At 38.5% G+C, this 19,584-nt stretch carries 27 protein-coding genes; 23 read left to right on the top strand and 4 right to left on the bottom strand.

All coding sequences use genetic code 11. The annotated features are described in order from the left end of the window. Positions 1-100: 100 nt before the first annotated feature. Positions 101-925 carry an OmpA family protein gene (locus tag QM524_RS19025; protein WP_283345771.1) on the bottom strand — a complete coding sequence of 275 codons (825 nt, stop codon included), beginning with the start codon at positions 923-925 and terminating at the stop codon, positions 101-103. A gap of 123 nt (positions 926-1,048) precedes the next feature. Between QM524_RS19025 and QM524_RS19020 the strand changes: the two genes are divergently transcribed. The 3 genes from QM524_RS19020 (at position 1,049) to QM524_RS19010 (ending at position 3,995) form a co-directional block, all read left to right on the top strand. Continuing rightward, positions 1,049-1,498: a hypothetical protein gene (locus QM524_RS19020; RefSeq protein WP_283345770.1), complete on the top strand. Its 450-nt coding sequence runs from the start codon at positions 1,049-1,051 to the stop codon at positions 1,496-1,498. 104 nt (positions 1,499-1,602) lie between these two features. Beyond that, a complete protein-coding gene (lhgO, locus tag QM524_RS19015) occupies positions 1,603-2,802 on the top strand; it encodes an L-2-hydroxyglutarate oxidase (protein ID WP_095160761.1) in 1,200 nt (399 codons plus the stop codon). A 377-nt stretch (positions 2,803-3,179) separates the two neighbouring features. Then, on the top strand, positions 3,180-3,995 hold the full coding sequence (locus QM524_RS19010) for a phytanoyl-CoA dioxygenase family protein (protein ID WP_095160760.1): 816 nt from the start codon (positions 3,180-3,182) through the stop codon (positions 3,993-3,995). Positions 3,996-4,177: 182 nt separating this feature from the next. On the opposite strand, the gene ruvX is transcribed toward QM524_RS19010, so the two are convergent. After that, the gene (gene ruvX / locus QM524_RS19005; RefSeq protein ID WP_095160759.1) at positions 4,178-4,603 is read right to left on the bottom strand and encodes a Holliday junction resolvase RuvX; all 426 of its coding nucleotides are present in this window, start codon (positions 4,601-4,603) and stop codon (positions 4,178-4,180) included. Between the two features lie 105 nt (positions 4,604-4,708). On the opposite strand from ruvX, the gene QM524_RS19000 reads away from it, so the two are divergent. Then, entirely contained in the window at positions 4,709-6,406 is a 1,698-nt protein-coding gene (locus QM524_RS19000) for a S41 family peptidase (protein ID WP_310586459.1), read from the top strand. A 32-nt stretch (positions 6,407-6,438) separates the two neighbouring features. Here QM524_RS19000 and QM524_RS18995 read toward each other — a convergent pair whose 3' ends face one another. After that, positions 6,439-7,011: a Crp/Fnr family transcriptional regulator gene (locus QM524_RS18995; protein WP_095160758.1), complete on the bottom strand. Its 573-nt coding sequence runs from the start codon at positions 7,009-7,011 to the stop codon at positions 6,439-6,441. A gap of 228 nt (positions 7,012-7,239) precedes the next feature. Here QM524_RS18995 and QM524_RS18990 point away from each other — a divergent pair, with 228 nt between their 5' ends. Further along, a complete protein-coding gene (locus QM524_RS18990) occupies positions 7,240-7,530 on the top strand; it encodes a YciI family protein (RefSeq protein ID WP_283345769.1) in 291 nt (96 codons plus the stop codon). Positions 7,531-7,582: 52 nt separating this feature from the next. Here the strand turns inward: QM524_RS18990 and QM524_RS18985 are convergent, their stop codons facing one another. Then, the gene (locus QM524_RS18985) at positions 7,583-8,326 is read right to left on the bottom strand and encodes a glycosyltransferase family 2 protein (RefSeq protein WP_283345768.1); all 744 of its coding nucleotides are present in this window, start codon (positions 8,324-8,326) and stop codon (positions 7,583-7,585) included. Positions 8,327-8,594: 268 nt separating this feature from the next. On the opposite strand from QM524_RS18985, the gene QM524_RS18980 reads away from it, so the two are divergent. The 18 genes from QM524_RS18980 to rplR all read left to right on the top strand — a co-directional run bounded on the left by QM524_RS18980 (position 8,595) and on the right by rplR (position 19,576). Next, positions 8,595-10,301 (top strand): GMC oxidoreductase, encoded by a 1,707-nt coding sequence (locus QM524_RS18980; RefSeq protein ID WP_283345767.1) that lies wholly within the window; start codon positions 8,595-8,597, stop codon positions 10,299-10,301. 582 nt (positions 10,302-10,883) lie between these two features. Then, positions 10,884-11,501 carry a 50S ribosomal protein L3 gene (gene rplC / locus QM524_RS18975; RefSeq protein WP_166578235.1) on the top strand — a complete coding sequence of 206 codons (618 nt, stop codon included), beginning with the start codon at positions 10,884-10,886 and terminating at the stop codon, positions 11,499-11,501. A 107-nt stretch (positions 11,502-11,608) separates the two neighbouring features. Next, on the top strand, positions 11,609-12,238 hold the full coding sequence (rplD, locus tag QM524_RS18970; RefSeq protein ID WP_095160754.1) for a 50S ribosomal protein L4: 630 nt from the start codon (positions 11,609-11,611) through the stop codon (positions 12,236-12,238). 41 nt (positions 12,239-12,279) lie between these two features. Next, a complete protein-coding gene (gene rplW / locus QM524_RS18965; protein WP_095160753.1) occupies positions 12,280-12,567 on the top strand; it encodes a 50S ribosomal protein L23 in 288 nt (95 codons plus the stop codon). Positions 12,568-12,639: 72 nt separating this feature from the next. After that, positions 12,640-13,461, top strand: a complete 822-nt coding sequence (gene rplB / locus QM524_RS18960; protein ID WP_095160752.1) for a 50S ribosomal protein L2 — start codon at positions 12,640-12,642, stop codon at positions 13,459-13,461. A 7-nt stretch (positions 13,462-13,468) separates the two neighbouring features. Continuing rightward, positions 13,469-13,747, top strand: coding sequence for a 30S ribosomal protein S19 (gene rpsS, locus QM524_RS18955; protein WP_095160751.1), 279 nt, complete (start codon positions 13,469-13,471; stop codon positions 13,745-13,747). Positions 13,748-13,833: 86 nt separating this feature from the next. Then, complete coding sequence (rplV, locus tag QM524_RS18950) at positions 13,834-14,205, top strand: 50S ribosomal protein L22 (protein WP_095160750.1); 372 nt, start codon at positions 13,834-13,836, stop codon at positions 14,203-14,205. A 27-nt stretch (positions 14,206-14,232) separates the two neighbouring features. Next, positions 14,233-15,081 carry a 30S ribosomal protein S3 gene (rpsC, locus tag QM524_RS18945; protein ID WP_095160749.1) on the top strand — a complete coding sequence of 283 codons (849 nt, stop codon included), beginning with the start codon at positions 14,233-14,235 and terminating at the stop codon, positions 15,079-15,081. A gap of 90 nt (positions 15,082-15,171) precedes the next feature. Continuing rightward, positions 15,172-15,591 carry a 50S ribosomal protein L16 gene (rplP, locus tag QM524_RS18940; RefSeq protein WP_095160748.1) on the top strand — a complete coding sequence of 140 codons (420 nt, stop codon included), beginning with the start codon at positions 15,172-15,174 and terminating at the stop codon, positions 15,589-15,591. Between the two features lie 56 nt (positions 15,592-15,647). Beyond that, positions 15,648-15,836 (top strand): 50S ribosomal protein L29, encoded by a 189-nt coding sequence (gene rpmC, locus QM524_RS18935; protein ID WP_095160810.1) that lies wholly within the window; start codon positions 15,648-15,650, stop codon positions 15,834-15,836. 85 nt (positions 15,837-15,921) lie between these two features. Then, positions 15,922-16,176, top strand: coding sequence for a 30S ribosomal protein S17 (gene rpsQ / locus QM524_RS18930; protein ID WP_095160747.1), 255 nt, complete (start codon positions 15,922-15,924; stop codon positions 16,174-16,176). A 106-nt stretch (positions 16,177-16,282) separates the two neighbouring features. After that, entirely contained in the window at positions 16,283-16,651 is a 369-nt protein-coding gene (gene rplN / locus QM524_RS18925; protein ID WP_095160746.1) for a 50S ribosomal protein L14, read from the top strand. A gap of 18 nt (positions 16,652-16,669) precedes the next feature. Continuing rightward, positions 16,670-17,002, top strand: a complete 333-nt coding sequence (rplX, locus tag QM524_RS18920; protein ID WP_095160745.1) for a 50S ribosomal protein L24 — start codon at positions 16,670-16,672, stop codon at positions 17,000-17,002. Positions 17,003-17,073: 71 nt separating this feature from the next. Further along, complete coding sequence (rplE, locus tag QM524_RS18915; RefSeq protein WP_095160744.1) at positions 17,074-17,631, top strand: 50S ribosomal protein L5; 558 nt, start codon at positions 17,074-17,076, stop codon at positions 17,629-17,631. Positions 17,632-17,729: 98 nt separating this feature from the next. Then, positions 17,730-17,999: a 30S ribosomal protein S14 gene (gene rpsN, locus QM524_RS18910; RefSeq protein ID WP_166549703.1), complete on the top strand. Its 270-nt coding sequence runs from the start codon at positions 17,730-17,732 to the stop codon at positions 17,997-17,999. Between the two features lie 128 nt (positions 18,000-18,127). Then, entirely contained in the window at positions 18,128-18,523 is a 396-nt protein-coding gene (gene rpsH / locus QM524_RS18905; RefSeq protein ID WP_095160743.1) for a 30S ribosomal protein S8, read from the top strand. Between the two features lie 105 nt (positions 18,524-18,628). Next, positions 18,629-19,183, top strand: coding sequence for a 50S ribosomal protein L6 (rplF, locus tag QM524_RS18900; protein ID WP_095160742.1), 555 nt, complete (start codon positions 18,629-18,631; stop codon positions 19,181-19,183). Between the two features lie 45 nt (positions 19,184-19,228). Further along, positions 19,229-19,576: a 50S ribosomal protein L18 gene (rplR, locus tag QM524_RS18895; protein WP_095160741.1), complete on the top strand. Its 348-nt coding sequence runs from the start codon at positions 19,229-19,231 to the stop codon at positions 19,574-19,576. Positions 19,577-19,584: the final 8 nt, after the last annotated feature.

Genomic DNA, 19,584 nt, shown 5'->3' with positions numbered 1-19,584 from the left:
TGTGACAACCATCCCACAATGTTGGACAATGTCGCACTTACGGTGCTTTCTTTTTGAAATGCCTCAACATCTTCTGTAATCCTGAGCCTGTAGAGTCTTCCTACTTTATATCAATTGGAACACCATTAACGGCATATCCTGTAATTTTTATCTCTGTACGACGGTTTGCTGCATGTTCTACTTCACTGCAATTTACCCCATCAGCACATTTGTTGATTAATTGGCTTTCACCATATCCTTTTGCAGCAACTCGGGTTTTGGCTATTTTTCCATGATTAACAATATAATCTACTGCGGCCTCAGCTCTTTTTTGTGAAAGGCTTATGTTATAGTCAGCACCAGCTCGACTATCGGTATGCGAGCCAAGCTCAACACTAATACCAGCATTATCGGTTAATAATTGAATTAACTTATCTAATTCTTTGGCAGCATCAGGTCGGATATTTGCCTTGTTAAAGTCATAATGAATATTTTCAACCTTGAAAACGTCGTTCAATTTGATACGCTTCATTCCGATAGCTCCTTCTATGAGGTCTGTTCCACCGCCCATTCTCGACATATTTTCAATTTCAATACCTGCAATGCAAAATACTTTTTGAGGGTCTTGTAAATAACAAGCTGCGTTGAAATTGGCTCTTTTGGTTAAATATCTCGTGCGTTGCCCAACAATATCATAATCAAAACCTCTTTCAAGCGTAAAGGTGGCATATCCATCGAGCACGACGGTTGAATCTGCTAATTTGTTTTTGGTTAAATTGATCAATTTAAGATAGGCACCTGTGAGTTCCTCTTGGGTTTCTTTGTCATATACTCTTATTTTAACTTGGTATTTCTTGGCAGGTTCTTTCATTCCTTGCGAAAAAATGAACGTTGAAATAAGGCAGAACAAACCCATAAGTGAGGTTTTGAGGAGTGTGTTTTTCATGATTTAAAATAATGTTTAATAGAAGTTGAGCAATTTTAATGAAAAATATATTTCAAAATGCTTATTTTACGTTTTCTCTTTGCAAACTAATTTAACTATTTCAATCTTTTGAGAGAACATAGGATGAAAAAGCTATATTTATCACTATCATTATTCTTAGGAATGCTATCGGCGCAAAGTTGTGACGAAGCAATCAGTCCCAATGCCGAAACAATCGCTTCGCTTCAGATAACAAACGCACGAAAGAAGCTATTAGTAGATAAAACTTGGAAGTTTTATTTATATGTGACCAAAAATCCCGATGGCTCTACTTTCACAAATTATTCTGTGAAAGATGGGATAGGTCTTTCTTCTGACTATGCTAAGTTTACTTATACCTTCAAGTCTGATGGTACTTTTGTACTGGCATCGGCTAATACCTCTCTTCAGGGAGAATGGGTGCTTAGTTCAGATGGAAATGCTATTAGTACTCAAATAGGCGTTGGATCGCCTGTTACGTATGCTATAGAGACCCTTACTAGCGATGAGCTAGAAATTGAATCGAGTTCGAGTAAATTGAAATTGAAAATTTAAGATATATCGCTCGAATGCACATGATATAAGCCCGTAAGAATAAAAACCTTACGGGTCTTTTTGTATCTTTGTGGTCTGTTAAAAAAAATCATAAGATATTGACAATGCAACAAGATATTATAGTAATTGGTGGCGGAATCGTTGGTTTGGCAACGGCACTCAAAATAAAAGAACAACGACCTGATTTGAAGGTTTTGGTATTAGAAAAAGAGACAGAGGTAGCCAAACATCAAACAGGTAACAACTCGGGTGTAATTCACTCAGGTTTGTATTATAAACCAGGGTCACTAAAAGCTACTAATTGTATTCGTGGCTATAATATGCTGATTGATTTTTGTGAAAAAGAAGAAATACCTTTCGAAATTACAGGAAAGGTTGTGGTGGCAACTAACGAAGAACAACGTCCATTGTTGAATAACCTCTATGTGCGTGGTCAACAAAATGGCTTGGAAGGATTACGTAAAATTTCAGCACAAGAGGTAAAAGAATACGAACCTTATGTTACGAGTGTAGAAGGTATGTGGGTACCTCAGACAGGTATTGTTGACTACAAGGTGGTAAGCGAAAAATACGCAGAAAAACTTCGTAGTTACGGTGCAGAATTAAATTTTGGAGAGAAGGTAACAGGAATAACAAAAGGACACTCACTGTCTATTGTTAAGACTGAACGAAATACTTATGAGACTAAGTTAGTGATTAATTGTGGTGGTTTGTATTCTGACAAAGTTGCTCAAATGTCACAAGAAAATCCTATCAACGTTCGAATTATTCCATTCCGTGGTGAGTATTACAAAATCCGCCCAGAAAAACACTATTTGGTAAAAAACCTCATTTATCCAGTACCTGATCCTAATTTTCCTTTCTTGGGCGTTCACTTTACTCGTATGATGCGTGGTGGTATCGAGGCTGGTCCAAATGCCGTATTAGCATTCCGTCGTGAAGGATATAAAAAGATGGATATTAATGCAAAGGAACTTTATGAAACGCTCACTTGGCCAGGCTTCCAGAAGGTAGCAATGAAATATTGGGAAACAGGTTTAGGTGAAATGTACCGTAGTTTCTCAAAGGCAGCCTTTACCAAAGCACTCCAAGAGCTTATTCCAGATATTCAAGAAAGTGATTTGATTGAAGGTGGGGCAGGAGTGAGAGCCCAAGCTTGTGACAGAGAAGGAGGTCTACTCGACGATTTCTCGATTATCGAAGATACAAAAGTGATCAATATCCTAAATGCACCATCGCCAGCTGCAACCTCGTCGTTATCGATTGGACAAACGGTATCTGAAATGGCATTAAAACGTTTTTAAGAATAAGTCTATCAATTTGGAATAGTAATACCTGAAAAATTACTTAAATCCAATAATCCACTATAGTTACCATTCTTAATACCTTTGATATTTTTATTTGATAATATAACCTATATTTGTTTTACTAATCCACCAAGTACAGAGGGAGTTACTGCTGAATTAGATATTTCTCTAAATTAATGTAATTTTTTCTGGCTATAATAATAAAAATATTACAAAACGTTTAAAGTTTCATTACATTCTTTTAATTTGCAATGTTTTAGCAAATACATTTACGCTAAAATAACCACTTAAAAAATTGCGTTTGTAGTTCTGCCCAACCACACACGCTAACCATGAGATCAAAACGTTAAACTTTATTTTGTACAATTTTAGAAATGGTAAAGTTTGAGAATAAAACCTTCACCCTCGGTGAGAAGTTAACCGATGAACAAAAGGAATATTTCCGAAAATATGGAATTATTCAGTTCAAAAACTTCATAAATCAAGATACAGTAAAACTTTTCATCAGCGAGTTGCAAAAAATCGAAAAGCAATGGCTTGACGAAGGTGTTGAAAAAATCAATGGTATTCCGCTGAAGTTCGGGAAGAACGAAAATGGGGACAAGATGATTCAGCGTATGTGCTTTACTAACAAGTATAGTAAGGTATTGGGTGAATTAGTGAAAGACCCACGTTTGCAGTTGTTGATTGAATTATTAGCACCTTACGATGGACGTATCAGCGAGAACGAAAAAGATGGTCTTGTATTTAACCATTATATTAACGCTCAAAACTCGAAGTTCTCTCAGATGGGATGGCATACAGACAGCCCTCGCGATTTGTTCTTGGGACAAAAAATCCTTCCTATGCTCAACGTAGGTATTCACTTGGATGATTGCCCTATGTCAAACGGTGGCTTGAGAGTATTGCCTGGTACTCAAAACCAAAGTGTGTTGAAGTTGTTGTTCGGTAAAAAACAGTTTATCGACCACACACCAGATGCTCGTGAAGTTGGGTTTGATATCAATGCTGGAGACTTGACTGTACACGATGGTCGTTTATGGCATCGCGTGGAAGTATCTCCAAACTTTGGTGAAGCTTCTCGTCGTCGTGTAATGTATGTGCCAATTATTACTGGTAAATACATGCCAAAAGATTCTAATAGTAAAACTCCTTTCTACCACAGATTTGCAAAAGTGGTTCAGAAATAAGTAAACAGGAGGCTTTCCTAAGGTTCAAATTAGGACTATTCTCCAAGCATAAAAAAGCGCTCGAAAATTGTTTTTCGAGCGCTTTTTTGATAAATGATACATTTTCAGACGCAATACTTTGCTTCTCTACTGGTGAAATGAATGGTGTACCACCCATTCACTCAACCTTAATTCCCTAAATTTTATAGCCCACCAAACGACATCTTCTCCATAAAAGATTGTAAAATAATAGTGGCAGATACCTTATCTATGTTGCCTTTCTGACTTCTATCTTTCTTAGAAGCACCGCCAATAATCATTGACTGTAAAGCCATACGCGACGTAAAACGCTCATCATGTAAATGAATGGGGGTTTCTGGAAAAGCTTTTTGTAAATGTTTCACAAAAGTCTTTACATGTACAGTATTATTGGTGTCTGAGCCGTCCAAATGTACTGGCATTCCTACCACAAAACATTCTACTTCCTCTTTCTTTGAATAATCTATCAAATATTGTATAACATCTTTTGAATGTACTGTATCCAAAGCCGATGCAATAATTTTGAGCGGGTCAGTCACAGCTAGCCCGACACGCTTGGTTCCATAATCTACTGCAAGTACACGTCCCATTGATTTTAAGTTAGTTTCAACAAAGTTACGCCAAAATGATTGGTCAGGTAGTAGTTTTTTGTAACTTTATATAGATTTGAAAGTATGAAGATTAATTAAATTAGCATGATGAAGGATAAGCAGCCAGTTAATAGTTCACTTGTCGTTAAACTTCCCATTATTGTGGCTATTTCGGTCGTAGGAGGAATGCTTATTGGAGCTAACTTTTTTGGAGGACAATCCAAAATGAGTAATATTTCTCGTGGAGTTAACAAATTCAGAGAAATCCTTTCACTTGTCGAAACGAGCTATGTCGACTCAGTCAATACTGACACATTAGTAGATTTTTCTATCAAAAAAATGCTAGAAAAATTAGACCCACATACCGCCTATTTCGGAACGGAAGAAGCAGCCATGGCTCGTACTCAGCTAGAATCAGGGTTTGATGGCATCGGGATCGAATACAATCTTTTCAACGATACAGTTTATGTAATGAGCGCTATGCCTGGAGGTCCTGCCGACTTGGTGGGTATTCGTAGTGGCGATATGCTAGTGGCTGCCGATGGAGCATCTTTGGTAGGCTCCAAAGTCAATTCTAATGTTATTTTCAATAAGCTTCGAGGAAAGAGAGGTACAGAAGTAAAAGTAGAAATTTTGCGTCATGGAGAGTCTGCTCCGCATACTTTCACGGTTACACGTGACAGAATCCCTACTTTTTCGGTCAGTGCAGGATATATGGTCGATAATCAAACGGCATATATTAAGATAGATAGATTCATGGAATCTACTTATCAAGAGTTTCGCAATATTCTGACCACACTAAAGAACCAAGGCGCCAAACGTCTTATGCTAGACTTGCGTGGAAACCCTGGTGGATACAAAGACAGAGCTGAAAAAGTAGTCGATGAATTATTGGGTGGTGACAAAATGATTGTGTACACCGATGGTAAAGGAACGCAATATGATTCAAAAACCATGACGAAATTTGATGGTATTTTTGAAAAAGGGGCAGTCATGGTACTTATTGATGAAAATAGTGCTTCGGCATCGGAAATCGTGGCTGGGGCTTTACAAGATAACGATCGTGCCTTGATTGTTGGGCGTCGTTCCTTTGGTAAAGGATTAGTTCAAATGCCAGTAAGCTTATCAGATGGCTCTGAACTACGATTAACGATTTCTCGATATTATACACCAAGCGGACGTAGTATTCAAAAACCGTATTTGTTGGGGCATGAAGAGGAATACGATAAAGACTATGACGACCGTATTAAACGTGGAGAGTTATTCAATTCGGATAGTATCAAATTTAACGAGAAACTGAAATATCGTACGACTGGAGGAAGGGTTGTATATGGTGGTGGCGGTATTACGCCAGATGTATTTGTAGGTCGTGATACAACTTATTACACAAAATATATTTCAGAGCTTTGGGGTAAAAATATCATTCGTGAAATAGCCCTTGACTATGCCAATAGTCATCAGAATGAACTGAGCAAACAGTCATTTAAAGATTTCAACAAGCAATTTGTAGTTTCGGATGAGATGTTAACTACTCTTAAAGCTTTGGCAAAGCAAACAAAGGTACAACATAATGAAAAGGAATATCAACGTTCACTTCCTTATATAAAAGCTCAAATAAAGGCCTATATCGCTAGAAATGTTTGGTCAAAGAAAACCATTAATAGTGGCTTAAATAATGAATATTATCAAGTGATGAGCACTACTGACGAAACTTTTCAAAAAGCATTAAGAAGCTTCGAAAAAGCCGAAAAGTTGGCAAGAGGTGAGTTGGTCGAAACACTTTCTCATTCATTGAAAAGATAAAAAAAGCTCGGTTATAATAAACCGAGCTTTTTTTACCCCCTTATATTTCTTCGAAGTCGACTCAACGATTGGGGCGTAATACCTAAAAAGTTGGATAGGTATACCTGCGGAACTCGATTGATTAGTTCGGGTTGAAATTTGAGAATCTTTTCGTAACGTTCTTGCGCTGTTTCCGAAATAAACGAACGCAATCTAATTTCTTGTTCAAGTGCTACCTGCTCGTAGGTGAGTCTCCCAAATTTATCCCAGTTATGATATTGGTTACACAACTTTTCAAGGGTCTCTTTTGAGATAACACAAATATCAGTATCCTCTATAGCTTGAATATAATCATTGCTCGGTTGATTGAGCACATAACAAGTCATACTAGTAACAAACTGATTTTCTAAAGCTAGTTGAAAGGTAGTTTCTTGATTATTTTGCACAAAAAAAGTGCGCATTAAGCCTTTATTGATAAAACCGATAGCGGTATTATGTTCGCCTGACTTGATGAAATATTCCCCCTTTTTAATAAACTTTTCTTCAAAGAGGCTATGAGCTGCCGCGATTTCTTCATCAGAAAAATCTACAAAGCGTCTCACAAATGCAATCATATTGGGTTTCATAAAGCAAAATTCTTGTTAGAAGAGATTAACTTTGAATAGGCGTCATGCTTGTTCAAAGTTATTGGCGTAATCATCAATTTATGTTTCGATTTTTAAATATAAGTATTTGGAAGAAGTATTTAAGAAATTGTAGAATATTATCTGTCTGAGAAACAAATAAATCTTTTTAAAGGAAGTATTCTACTAGATAAAATATAGATAACCATTGATTAATAACTATTTTTTAAGATGCAACAGTATGTAATTTATGCCTACGATGGCACCGATGCACAAGCCCTTGAGCGGAGAATGGCTGCCCGTCCACACCATCTGGTTGTGGTAAAGCAACTCAAAGCTAATGGTAATTTTATTGTTGGAGGGGCTATTCTCAACGAAGCAGGCAATATGATTGGCTCAACGATGCTAGTACAATTTGATACAGAAGATGCTTTATATAATTGGTATAACAACGACCCTTATGTAACAATGAAGGTCTGGGAAAAAGTAGAAATCAAACCATTTAAAATAGCAGATGTATAAATAAAAATGCTCGGCAATTGCCTATTTTAGCAGATTGTCGAGCATTTTAAAATTAAGTAAATAGTTGACTTATCTTCGAAAGTGGTTTCATCCAGAGCGTGTACCATTTGGGTTGTAATTGATTGAGTTTCCATGCACGACGGTCTTCCATATTGGCACGATAGCGGTGCTTCCACGAAGCTGTACTAGTACCGCCATTTCTCATGGTCATCAATACTTCGGGAAGATAACCTGCAGATAGTTTATGTTTATACATCATGCGAAGCATAAGCTCATAATCGCCCGAACAGCTGAAGTCTATGATATAGTTACCATATTTTTCAAATGCCTCCCTTTTGATATAACATGAAAGGTGTGGCGGCATCCAACCCTTTAGCCAATTTTCCACTTTATATTCTCCCGAACTCCAATATCTGACAATCTTTTCATCATTATCAGGATTGATGTACTGTAAATCTCCGTAAATAACATCTTTTCCTGTTTGGATAAAAGCTTCTGCTACATGACCCAATACGCTGGAATTAGGCAAAAAATCATCTGAACCAATTGTGCCAACAACATCACCAGTTGCTAGTTTTAGCCCTTTGTTGAGTGCATCATAGATTCCTTTATCTTTTTCTGAAATGTATTTAATGCGGTCACCATACGATTTTAATATATCCACTGTCCCATCTTTTGAAGCACCATCCACAACAATATACTCGACATTGGGATAGTCTTGTGCCAAAACGCTATCAATCGTTTGTTTGATAGTTGCTTCACTATTAAAAGAGACAGTAATAATGGTTATTTTCATAAATCAAGGTATTAATATTTTACAAAGATAAAGAAGACCATTGGTTTATGAAGGATAACTATTCTATGTGGCGCTAAATATTTGAGATATCTGTCGAAAACATCTATAATTTTATCAAATGATAGATCAGATCTTGAAATAAATAAAATTTGATTTTGTTGATAAAAAATAAAATAAATGCCAGTCAGCTCTGGATTGAGTTATAGAAAAAAAGGAGTAACTTGAGATTTTTGAAATGAGTTATTCTAGTCCCAATTTTCAACGGCTTATGTATATTTTACCAAATAAAGAAAAAAATACTTACGATGCTATCGTGGTGGGGTCGGGCGTAAGTGGCGGATGGTCGGCCAAAGAACTTACCGAAAGAGGATTAAAGGTTTTGGTGCTCGAGCGTGGTCGTATGATCGAACATGTAAAAGATTATCACACCGCTTTAATGAATCCTTGGGAGTTTCCACATGGAGGGCAAGTACCTCTGGAGGAAATGAAGAACTATCCTATTCACCAACGCACAGGGTTCACGATTACTGAATCGACCAAACATCATTTTGCTAAAGATATTGATTTTCCCTATGTCGAAGAAAAACGATTCGACTGGATTAGAAGTTGGCAGGTAGGAGGAAAGTCTATTACTTGGGGGAGAGTTTCTCTGCGTTTAAGCGATATGGACTTAGAGGCTAATGCTAAAGAAGGCATTGGAGTAGATTGGCCTATTCGTTACAAAGACCTTGCTCCATGGTATGCTCATGCCGAAAAGTTCGCAGGAATCGCAGGGAACCGTGATGGTATTCCTCACTTGCCTGATGGTGTTTACCAGCCACCCATTCCAATGACTTGTGTTGAAGAACATTTTGGGAAAGAGCTCAAAGCAAAATTTCCTAATCGTCATGTGATTCACTCACGTACAGCAAACCTTACACAGCCAACTCCCGAACAGCTTGCCTTAGGACGTGCCAAGTGTCAGCTTCGAGATATGTGTATGCGTGGATGTCCGTTTGGCGCCTATTTTAGTTCGCAGTCTGCTACTTTCCCAGCGGCGCGTAAAACAGGCAATCTGACCGTCCGCCCACATTCGATTGTCAACTCTATTATATATGATGAGAAAAAAGGGAAAGCCACAGGTGTTAGAGTTATCGACGAGAACACGCATGAATGGACAGAGTTTTATGCAAAAGTGATTTTTCTGAATGCTTCGGCGCTGGGTTCGACCTATATCTTAATGAATTCTACTTCCAATCGTTTTCCCAATGGATTAGGGAATGACAGTGGTGCACTAGGACATTATTTGATGGATCATCATTTTGGTATTGGTGCACGAGGCAAGCATGATGGTTATAATGATAAGTATTACCTAGGGCGACGCCCCAATGCGATTTACATTCCTCGTTATCGGAATATTGGAGGTGATAAACGTGATTATTTGCGTGGATTTGGCTATGAAGGAGGTAGTTCAAAAGATAGAGGAGAGTCGCAAGAAGAGTTTGGCGCTGATTTTAAAACACAAATTACACAGCCACTAGGAGAGTGGAATTTAGATATTATGGGATTTGCTGAAACCTTACCAGATTATAAAAATCATGTCAGATTGAGCAAAGACCAAAAAGATAAGTGGGGACAACCACAAATGATTATGTCGGCAGAGTTTGGAGAAAACGAACGTAAAATGCGTATAGATATGAAGAATGACGCTGCTGAGATGCTCGAAGCCTCAGGATTTAAGCATATCGAAACGTATGATTATGAACCCGGCTTTGGTTTAAGTATTCATGAGATGGGTACTGCACGGATGGGGCGCGACCCCAAAACATCTGTTTTGAATGCACACAATCAAGTTTGGGGATGTTCAAACGTCTTTGTAACTGATGGCGCTTGCATGACGTCATCATCTAATGTGAATCCATCGCTTACGTATATGGCATTATCGGCTAGAGCTGCGGACTTTGCTGTAAAAGAATTAAAAAAAGGCAATTTATAGTCGTTTTATACAACGGAGATAAGTAGGTCAAAAGGAGGAAAATGCGAAGGTATTTCCTCCTTTTTTTTGAGGGTAAAAAAAAACTAAAAAAAAATATTTTTTTTCACTGTAACTCATTGTATTTCAAAAACTATTCTCTAATTTTGCAGTCCAATTAGGGCGCCACGATTCGCTGTGTCTTACAAAGAGTTGGCAGAACTCAGTAAGAAATTAGAGAATACGAATCAAATGGCAAACTTCTTTGGAAAGTACAACCACGCAGCCCGCAAAGAACTACAGTGGTTGATTAGTGTCAGAACTGATACTGGCTTGCTTTACTGAATGCCCAGTTTGCAAAGTTGAGTATTAAGCTACACAGGACTCGTCTCACGAGCATAGCCTCGTCCGCACTTTTCTTGTCGCTTTTTTCCTCAATTTTCTGTCACTCAAATAGTTTTGAGATTTTTTTGTGTACTTTTTTGTTAGTGCCAAATAAAATCCCGACCTTTGCAGTCCGTTTTGCGTCGAGCCAATAGCTCAAAAACGTAACTCGTTGTAAATAAGTTTTTTATTTTATTTTTTAACGTTTTATTCAATAATAAAATGTCTGGAATTATCGGAAAAAAAATCGGTATGACTAGCCTCTACAACGCGGATGGCACTGCTGTTCCTTGTACGCTAATCGAAGCCGGCCCTTGTGTTGTAACGCAAGTAAAAACAGTAGAAAAAGAAGGCTATAGCGCTATTCAATTAGGCTACGGCGAGAAGAAAGAGAAGCACACTTCTAGACCATTATTGGGTCACTTCAAAAAAGCTGGAACTACTCCAAAGAAGAAATTGGTTGAGTTCAAGTCTTTCGAACAATCACTTGAATTAGGTGCAGTTATCACAACTGAGCTTTTTGCAGAAGGCGATTTCGTTGACGCAATCGGTACTTCAAAAGGTAAAGGTTTCCAAGGTGTTGTTAAACGCCACGGATTTGGTGGTGTAGGTGGTCAAACACACGGTCAACACAACCGCGGACGTCACCCAGGTTCAATTGGTGCATGTTCATTCCCATCTCGCGTATTCAAAGGTCTTCGCATGGCAGGTCGTACAGGTGGTAACCGCGTAAAAGTTCAAAACTTACAAGTATTGAAAGTTTATGCTGAGAAAAACCTTATCGTAGTGTCAGGTTCAGTACCAGGAGCGAAAAACTCTTATGTTATTCTTGAAAAATAATCAATTTGAAGATTTGAAAGGATGCTAGCCTTTCACACAATTGTAGGTTCGGCCATCAAGAATAAAGATTTTCAAATTTTCAAATTCACAAATTTTCAAATTGAAAAATGGAATTATCAGTATTAAATATACAAGGCAAAGATTCAGGTAAGAAAGTTGTACTTTCTGACGAAATCTTTGGTATCGAGCCAAACGAGCACGTTGTTTGGTTAGATGTAAAGCAATTCTTGGCTAACCAGCGTCAAGGAACGCACAAAGCAAAAGAAAGAGCTGAAGTTGCTCGCTCAACTCGTAAGTTGAAGCGTCAAAAAGGTACAGGTGGTGCTCGTGCAGGTTCAATGAAGTCACCATTGTTCAAAGGTGGTGGTCGTATTTTCGGTCCAGTTCCACGTGACTACTCTTTCAAATTGAATAAAAAGGTTAAGACTTTGGCACGTCAGTCTGCATTTGCTGCAAAAGCACAAGCAGGTGAGGTTTCTGTATTAGAGAACTTCTCTTTGGAAACTCCAAAAACTAAAGGCTTTTTGGCTATCTTAAATGCCTTGTCATTGACAGATACTAAAACTTTGGTGATTTTGCCAGAAGATAACCAAAACATCTACTTGTCGGGTCGTAACTTGCCGAAAACTAAAGTTATTTCAGCAGCGCAAGTAAACACTTATGACTTAGTAAATGCAACTCGTCTTGTTATCTTAGAAGATGCTGTTGCAAAAATCGAATCATCTTTCAGCAAATAGTTATCAGTATATAAACTGGTGACAATTAACGTCATAAAGAAATGAGCATCATCAAAAGACCAATTCTTACTGAAAAAACTCAGGAGTTGCAGAAAGGCGGTCAGTACGTTTTCGAAGTAGCAGTAAAATCAAACAAGATTGAAATTGCGAAAGAAATCAAGAAAATGTACGGAGTTGACGTAGAATCTGTAAATACACTTCGTCAATTTGGTAAGAAAAAATCAAGAAGTACAAAATCTAAAATCACAACTGGTTATACTTCTACTTTCAAGAAAGCAGTTATTACCGTAGCTAAAGGCGAAGTAATCGATTTCTACGAAGGTATCTAAGACCAGTGAGAAAGCGAAAGCTTTCAAACAATTTATGGGTGTTCACCCCGATAATTTGAACAAACTAGAGAAATGGCAGTTAGAAAATTAAAACCAACGTCTCCGGGTCAACGTCAACGTATCGCTCCAACTTTCGAAGAAATCACAGCTTCGAAACCGTATAAACCGTTGTTGGCTCCAATTAAGAAAACAGGTGGTCGTAACGCCTTTGGTCACCGCGCAATGCGCTATATTGGTGGTGGTCACAAGCGTCGTTATCGTTTGATTGACTTCTATCGTGATAAATTCGACGTAGAAGCAACCGTATTAACAATTGAATACGATCCAAACCGTACAGCTCGTATCGCATTGATCGAGTACACAGATGGTGAAAAGTCATACATCATTGCTCCTTCAGGTTTGAAAGTTGGTCAGACAGTAGTGTCTGGTACATCAGTAGCTCCTGAAGTTGGTAACACAATGCCATTGTCAAGCATTCCAGTAGGTACAATTGTACACGCTATCGAGCTTCGTCCTCGTGGTGGTGCTGAATTAGCTCGTTCTGCAGGTACTTATGCTCAATTGTTGGCTCGTGATAGCAAATATGCTACATTGAAGTTACCTTCAGGCGAAATGCGTATGGTGTTAGTTAACTGTTTGGCTACAATTGGTTCAGTATCTAATGCTGACCACATGAACACAAACTTGGGTAAAGCTGGTCGTCACCGTTGGTTAGGCCGCCGTCCAAGAGTTCGTGGTGTAGTAATGAACCCAGTTGATCACCCAATGGGTGGTGGTGAGGGTCGCTCTTCAGGAGGTCACCCACGTTCACGTAACGGCTTGTTAGCGAAAGGTAAGAAAACTCGCGACAAGAAAAAGCATTCAAATCGTCTAATCATCAGTAGAAAGAAATAATACATAGATGGCACGTTCATTAAAAAAAGGACCTTATATTGACTACCGCCTTGACAACAAAGTAATTGCTATGAATGAGTCAGGTAAAAAGTCAGTTATCAAAACTTGGTCAAGACGTTCAATGATTTCTCCTGATTTCGTTGGACATACTTTCGCAGTGCACAACGGTAACAAGTTTATCCCAGTATATGTAACAGAAAACATGGTAGGACATAAACTTGGTGAATTTGCTCCAACACGCAATTTCCGTGGTCACATCGCTAAAAAAGATAAAGGCAAAAGATAATAGGGGATAGTGGAATGAGGATTGCGGATTGTAAGATTCAATCCTGATAATCCAAAATCCCAGAACCTAAATCCGAAATTATAGAAATGGAAGCAATAGCTAAATTAAACAATGTTCCGACTTCACCTCAGAAAATGAGAATCGTGGTAGACATGATTAGAGGTCAGAAAGTTAACAAGGCTTTAGGTATCTTGAAATATGAGCCTAAAGTTGGTGCTAGATTTGTTGAGAAATTGTTACTCTCAGCAATTGCTAACTGGCAAAACAAGCACGAAGACGTTAAGTTGGAAGATGCTGACTTATACGTTAAAACCGTTACGGTAGATGGCGGTAGCTCTTTGAAGCGTTTGCGTCCAGCTCCACAAGGTCGTGGGTACAGAATCTTGAAGCGTTCAAACCACATTACATTAGTGGTTGCTTCTGCAAGTGCTCCATCAATCGTAACATCAGAAGAATAATTAGAGAAAACATCTAAATATCATAAAATGGGACAGAAAGTTAACCCCGTTGGTCTTAGACTTGGTATCGTCAGAGGTTGGGATTCTAACTGGTACGGCGGTAAAAATTTTGCCGACAAGTTAGTTGAGGATGAAAAAATCCGTAAATACGTAGCTGCTCGTATTCCAAAGGGTGCAATCTCTAAGGTAATCATTGAGCGTACTTTGAAACGTATTACTTTGACTATCAATACTGCACGCCCAGGCGTTGTAATCGGTAAGGGTGGTCAAGAAGTAGATAAAATCAAAGAAGAATTAAAGAAAATCACAGGCAAAGATGTTCAAATCAACATCTTTGAAATTAAACGTCCTGAGATTGATGCTAAATTGATTGGCGAAACTATCGCTCAGCAATTAGAAGCACGTATTTCTTTCCGTCGTGCGATGAAGCAAGCTATTGCTTCTGCGATGAGAGTAGGTGCTCAAGGTATCAAATTGAAACTTTCTGGCCGTTTGGGTGGTGCTGAAATGGCTCGCTCAGAAGGATACAAAGAAGGACGTATTCCTCTTCATACTTTGCGTGCCGATATCGACTATGCAGTATCTGAAGCTTTGACAGTTTATGGTAAAATTGGTATCAAAGTTTGGGTATGTAAAGGCGAAGTGTACGGAAAACGTGATCTTTCTCCAAACGCTGGTATGTCAGCTCAACAAGCTGGCGGCGATTCTCGCGGTGGTAACCACAATCGTGGTGGTCGTGATGACGATAACGGACGTCGTGGACGCGACAACCGTGGTGGCCGTGGTGGCGATCAGCGTCGTAACAACAACAATAACAACAACCGTGGTGGTGGTAAAGGAGGAAATACCAACAACAGAGGAGGCGGTAAGAGATAATTTTTAATCTTAGTTTAAAGTCGCAAGTCCTAAGGTTACACTCATGTACTTTAAGACTTACGACTTAAAACTGCAAGACTTCATAAGACAATGTTACAACCAAGAAGAACCAAGTTCCGTAAGCAACAGAAGGGTAGAGTGAAAGGTTTGGCTACTCGCGGTCATGAAATTGACTTCGGTACATTCGCTATCAAAGCTCTGGAGCCAGGACGTATCACTGCTCGTCAGATCGAAGCAGCTCGTATCTCAGTAACTCGTGCAATGAAACGTGAAGGTCAGGTTTGGATTCGTATCTTCCCTGACAAACCAATCACTAAGAAACCAGCCGAAGTTCGTATGGGTAAAGGTAAAGGTGCTCCAGAATACTGGGTAGCTAATATCAAACCAGGAACTATCTTATTCGAATCTGCTGGGGTACCTTTGGAATTGGCACAAGAGTCACTTCGTTTGGCGGCTCAAAAATTGCCACTTCGTACTAAATTCGTAGTTCGTAGAGATTATCAAGAATAGTATATCATGTCGTTGGAAGCCTTAAAACTTCTAACGACTCCATGACTGATAAAATAATGAAGAACGCAGAAATCCAAAAATTGAGCCTAGATGAGTTGAAAGCAACTCTAGCTTCAGAAAAAGATGCCTTGGCACGTTTGAAGTTTGCTCACGCTATTTCTCCAATCGAGAACCCTTTGCGCTTGCGTGAATCTCGCAAATTGATCGCTCGTTTGGAAACTGCTATCACAGCAGCTTCTAAATAATAGGAATTTCCTATCATTTTATTTTAACTGAACAGACCTCATCAACATACCGCTTGAGGTCAATCTAAAACAACCAAATCCAACGATGGAAAGAAATCTAAGAAAAGTAAGGATTGGGCGTGTGGTGAGCAACAAGATGGATAAATCTATCACCGTCGCCGTAGACAGAAAAGTTAAGCACCCTCTTTATGGTAAGTTTATGTTGAAAACTTCCAAATTGATGGCTCACGATGAAAATAACGAATGTGGAATCGGTGACACAGTGAAGGTAATGGAAACCCGTCCTTTGTCAAAGAACAAGCGTTGGAGATTAGTTGAAATTATCGAGAAAGCGAAATAATTCACTACTCCAGTTTTTATCCGACGTTCAACATCACTTATCTATATAGTTAGTGGTGTATCGTTAAATTTAATTTTTTCGCAATCTTTAATATACCAAACAAACAATGGTACAGCAAGAATCAAGACTCGGCGTTGCTGATAACTCAGGTGCAAAAGAGGTACTGGTTATCCGCGTGTTGGGCGGTACAGGAAAAAGATATGCTTCTATTGGTGACAAAATTGTAGTAACAGTGAAGTCTGCTTTGTCGTCATCAAACATGAAGAAAGGTACGGTTTCTAAAGCCGTAGTTGTAAGAACTAAAAAAGAAATTCGTCGTAAGGATGGATCATATATCCGTTTCGAAGACAATGCAGCAGTTCTTTTAAACAACAATGACGAGCCACGTGGTACTCGTATTTTTGGACCAGTTGCACGTGAATTGCGTGACGCAGGTTTCATGAAAATTGTTTCATTAGCTCCAGAAGTACTTTAATCATAATTTGTAATCATCATGGAAAGAAAGTTTAATAAGCAACCAAAGTTGCACATCAAAACTGGTGATACTGTTGTGGTTATCGCTGGGAACGCTAAGGGTCAAACAGGCGTAGTTAAAAAAGTTTTGATTGATAAACAACGTGCTATCGTAGAAGGCGTAAACTTTATCACAAAACACGTTAAGCCTAGCGCTGCTAACCCTCAAGGTGGTATCGTTAAAACAGAAGGTACTATCCATATCTCTAATATTGCAGTTTCTGAGAACGGTAAAGCTGTTCGTACAGGTCGTAAATTGAACGAGAATGGTAAGTTGCAAAGATATTCTAAAGCAACAGGTAAATTTATCTAATAATTCAATGAAGCGGTGTCTTTTGATACCGTGAAAAGTGGGTCGGAAATCCACATAAAGTTTTCATAATAATGGCAACTACAACAAGATTAAAGGACAAATACGTTAGCGAAATCGTTCCTGCTCTAAAAGAGAAATTTCAATTCAAATCAGTAATGCAAGTTCCTAAGATTACTAAAATTGTAATCAACAAAGGTATCGGCGCTGCTGTAGCTGACAAGAAATTGATCGACACAGGTGTTGAAGAACTAACTCTTATTGCTGGTCAAAAAGCAGTAGCTACAATGTCTAAAAAAGCTATCTCAAACTTTAAGTTACGTGAAAACATGCCAATCGGTGTGAAAGTAACTTTGAGAGGAGATAAAATGTACGAATTCCTTGATCGTTTGACGACAGTGGCTCTTCCACGTGTACGTGACTTCAAAGGTATCTCAGACAAAGGTTTCGATGGTCGTGGTAACTATACTTTGGGTGTGAAAGAACAAATCATCTTCCCAGAGATTTCTATCGACAAAGTGAGCAAAATCTCTGGTATGGATATCACTTTCGTTACGACTGCAAATACAGATGCTGAAGCTTACGCTTTGTTACAACAAATGGGTATGCCTTTCGCTAATTCGAAGAAGTAATAAATTATGTTATCCGTTATTCGTCGTCCCGACTTCGGAAACGCCATACGGATAACGAATAACAGATAACAGACAACTGATAAAAAGATTCAACCAACATGGCAAAAGAATCAGTTAAAGCAAGAGAAAGAAAAAAAGAAGCAACAGTTGCTAAATACGCTGCTAAGCGTGCTGCTTTAAAAGCTGCTGGCGACTACTTAGGTTTGGATAAATTGCCTAAAAACGCTTCACCAGTACGTTTGCACAACCGTTGTAAGCTTACAGGACGTCCAAGAGGTTATATGCGTAAATTCGGCATCAACCGTGTGACTTTCCGTGAAATGGCTTCAGCAGGATTGATTCCAGGTGTGACAAAATCAAGCTGGTAATACTCTTACGATAAAAATTTGTCGTAATCTTTATTAAAATCAGCCACTTATGGTTGTTTTTTTAAATCCAATTCCGTAATTTTGCGAGCCTTTTCCCAAAGAAAAGTTCGTTTCAAATATCGAAAACAATGACAGATCCAATAGCAGACTACTTAACACGATTGAGAAATGCCATCAAGGCACGTCACAGAATCGTTGAAATTCCTGCTTCTAACATCAAAAAGGAAATCACTAAAGTGCTTTTTGATAAAGGATACATTCAAAACTACAAGTTTGACGATTCATCAGTACAGGGTACAATCAAAATCGCTTTGAAATACAACCCAGTTACTAAACAACCAGCAATCGTTAAGTTGGAGAGAATTTCTAAACCAGGTTTACGTAAATACAAAGGAGCAGATGAATTGCCTCGCGTATTGAATGGTTTAGGTGTAGCTATCCTTTCAACATCAAAAGGTGTTATTACTGACAAAGAAGCTCGCACACTTAATGTGGGTGGTGAAGTTCTTTGCTACGTATACTAATCTTACATTTGGGGAATAAGTCTTATACAGGTTTGTTCCCTAACTTATTTTCAAATAACGCTGAAAGAGGAGTTTCTCCTTCATTTAAGCAAAAACACACAAGTCATGTCACGCGTTGGTAATAAAGTTATCACACTTCCTGCCGGTGTTACTGTAACAGTTGAAAAAAGCACAGTAACAGTAAAAGGCGCAAAAGGTACTCTTACTCGCTCTATCGATCCAGATATTACTGTAGAAATCGAAGGAAGCGAATTACGTGTACAACGTCCTACAGATCAAAAACGTCACAAAGCTCTTCACGGTTTATACCGTGCTTTAATTAACAACATGGTTGTTGGCGTAAACGATGGTTTCAAAAAAGAAATGGAAATCGTTGGTGTAGGTTACAAAGCTTCTAACCAAGGAAACCTTCTTGAATTAGCGTTGGGTTACTCTCACGCAATCTTCATGCAAATTCCAGCTGAGTTGAAAGTTACAACTGCAATGGAAAAAGGTCAAAACCCTAAGGTTACTTTAGAAGGTATCGACAAAGAATTAATTGGCCAAGTTTCAGCTAAAATTCGTTCTCTACGTAAAGTTGAGCCTTACAAAGGTAAAGGTATTCGCTTCGTTGGTGAGCAAATTCGTAGAAAAGCTGGTAAAGCTGGTGGTAAGAAATAGAATTTAATCATCGTGGGTCGGTAATCCACAAAACTATATAAATTAATGGCTTCGCAAAAAGAATCAAGAAGACTTCGTATTAAGTTGTCTATCAGAGCTAAAATCTCTGGTACAGCTGAAAAGCCAAGATTGTCAGTATTCCGTTCAAACTCGGGTATCTATGCTCAGTTGATCGACGATACTAAAGGCTCTACATTGGCTGCTGCTTCATCTAAGGAATTAGGTTTGAAGAATGGTAATGTTGAAAGTGCAAAATTAGTAGGTGCTAAAATTGCAGAGAAAGCTTTGGCTGCAGGTGTTTCAACAGTTGTTTTTGACCGTAACGGTTACTTGTACCATGGTCGTGTTAAAGCAGTTGCTGAAGGTGCAAGAGAAGGAGGTCTTAAATTTTAATTAGTCAA

It is taken from the genome of Flectobacillus roseus (assembly GCF_030056595.1).
Lineage (GTDB): Bacteria > Bacteroidota > Bacteroidia > Cytophagales > Spirosomataceae > Flectobacillus > Flectobacillus roseus.
This window is presented reverse-complemented; position numbering and strand designations above follow the sequence as displayed.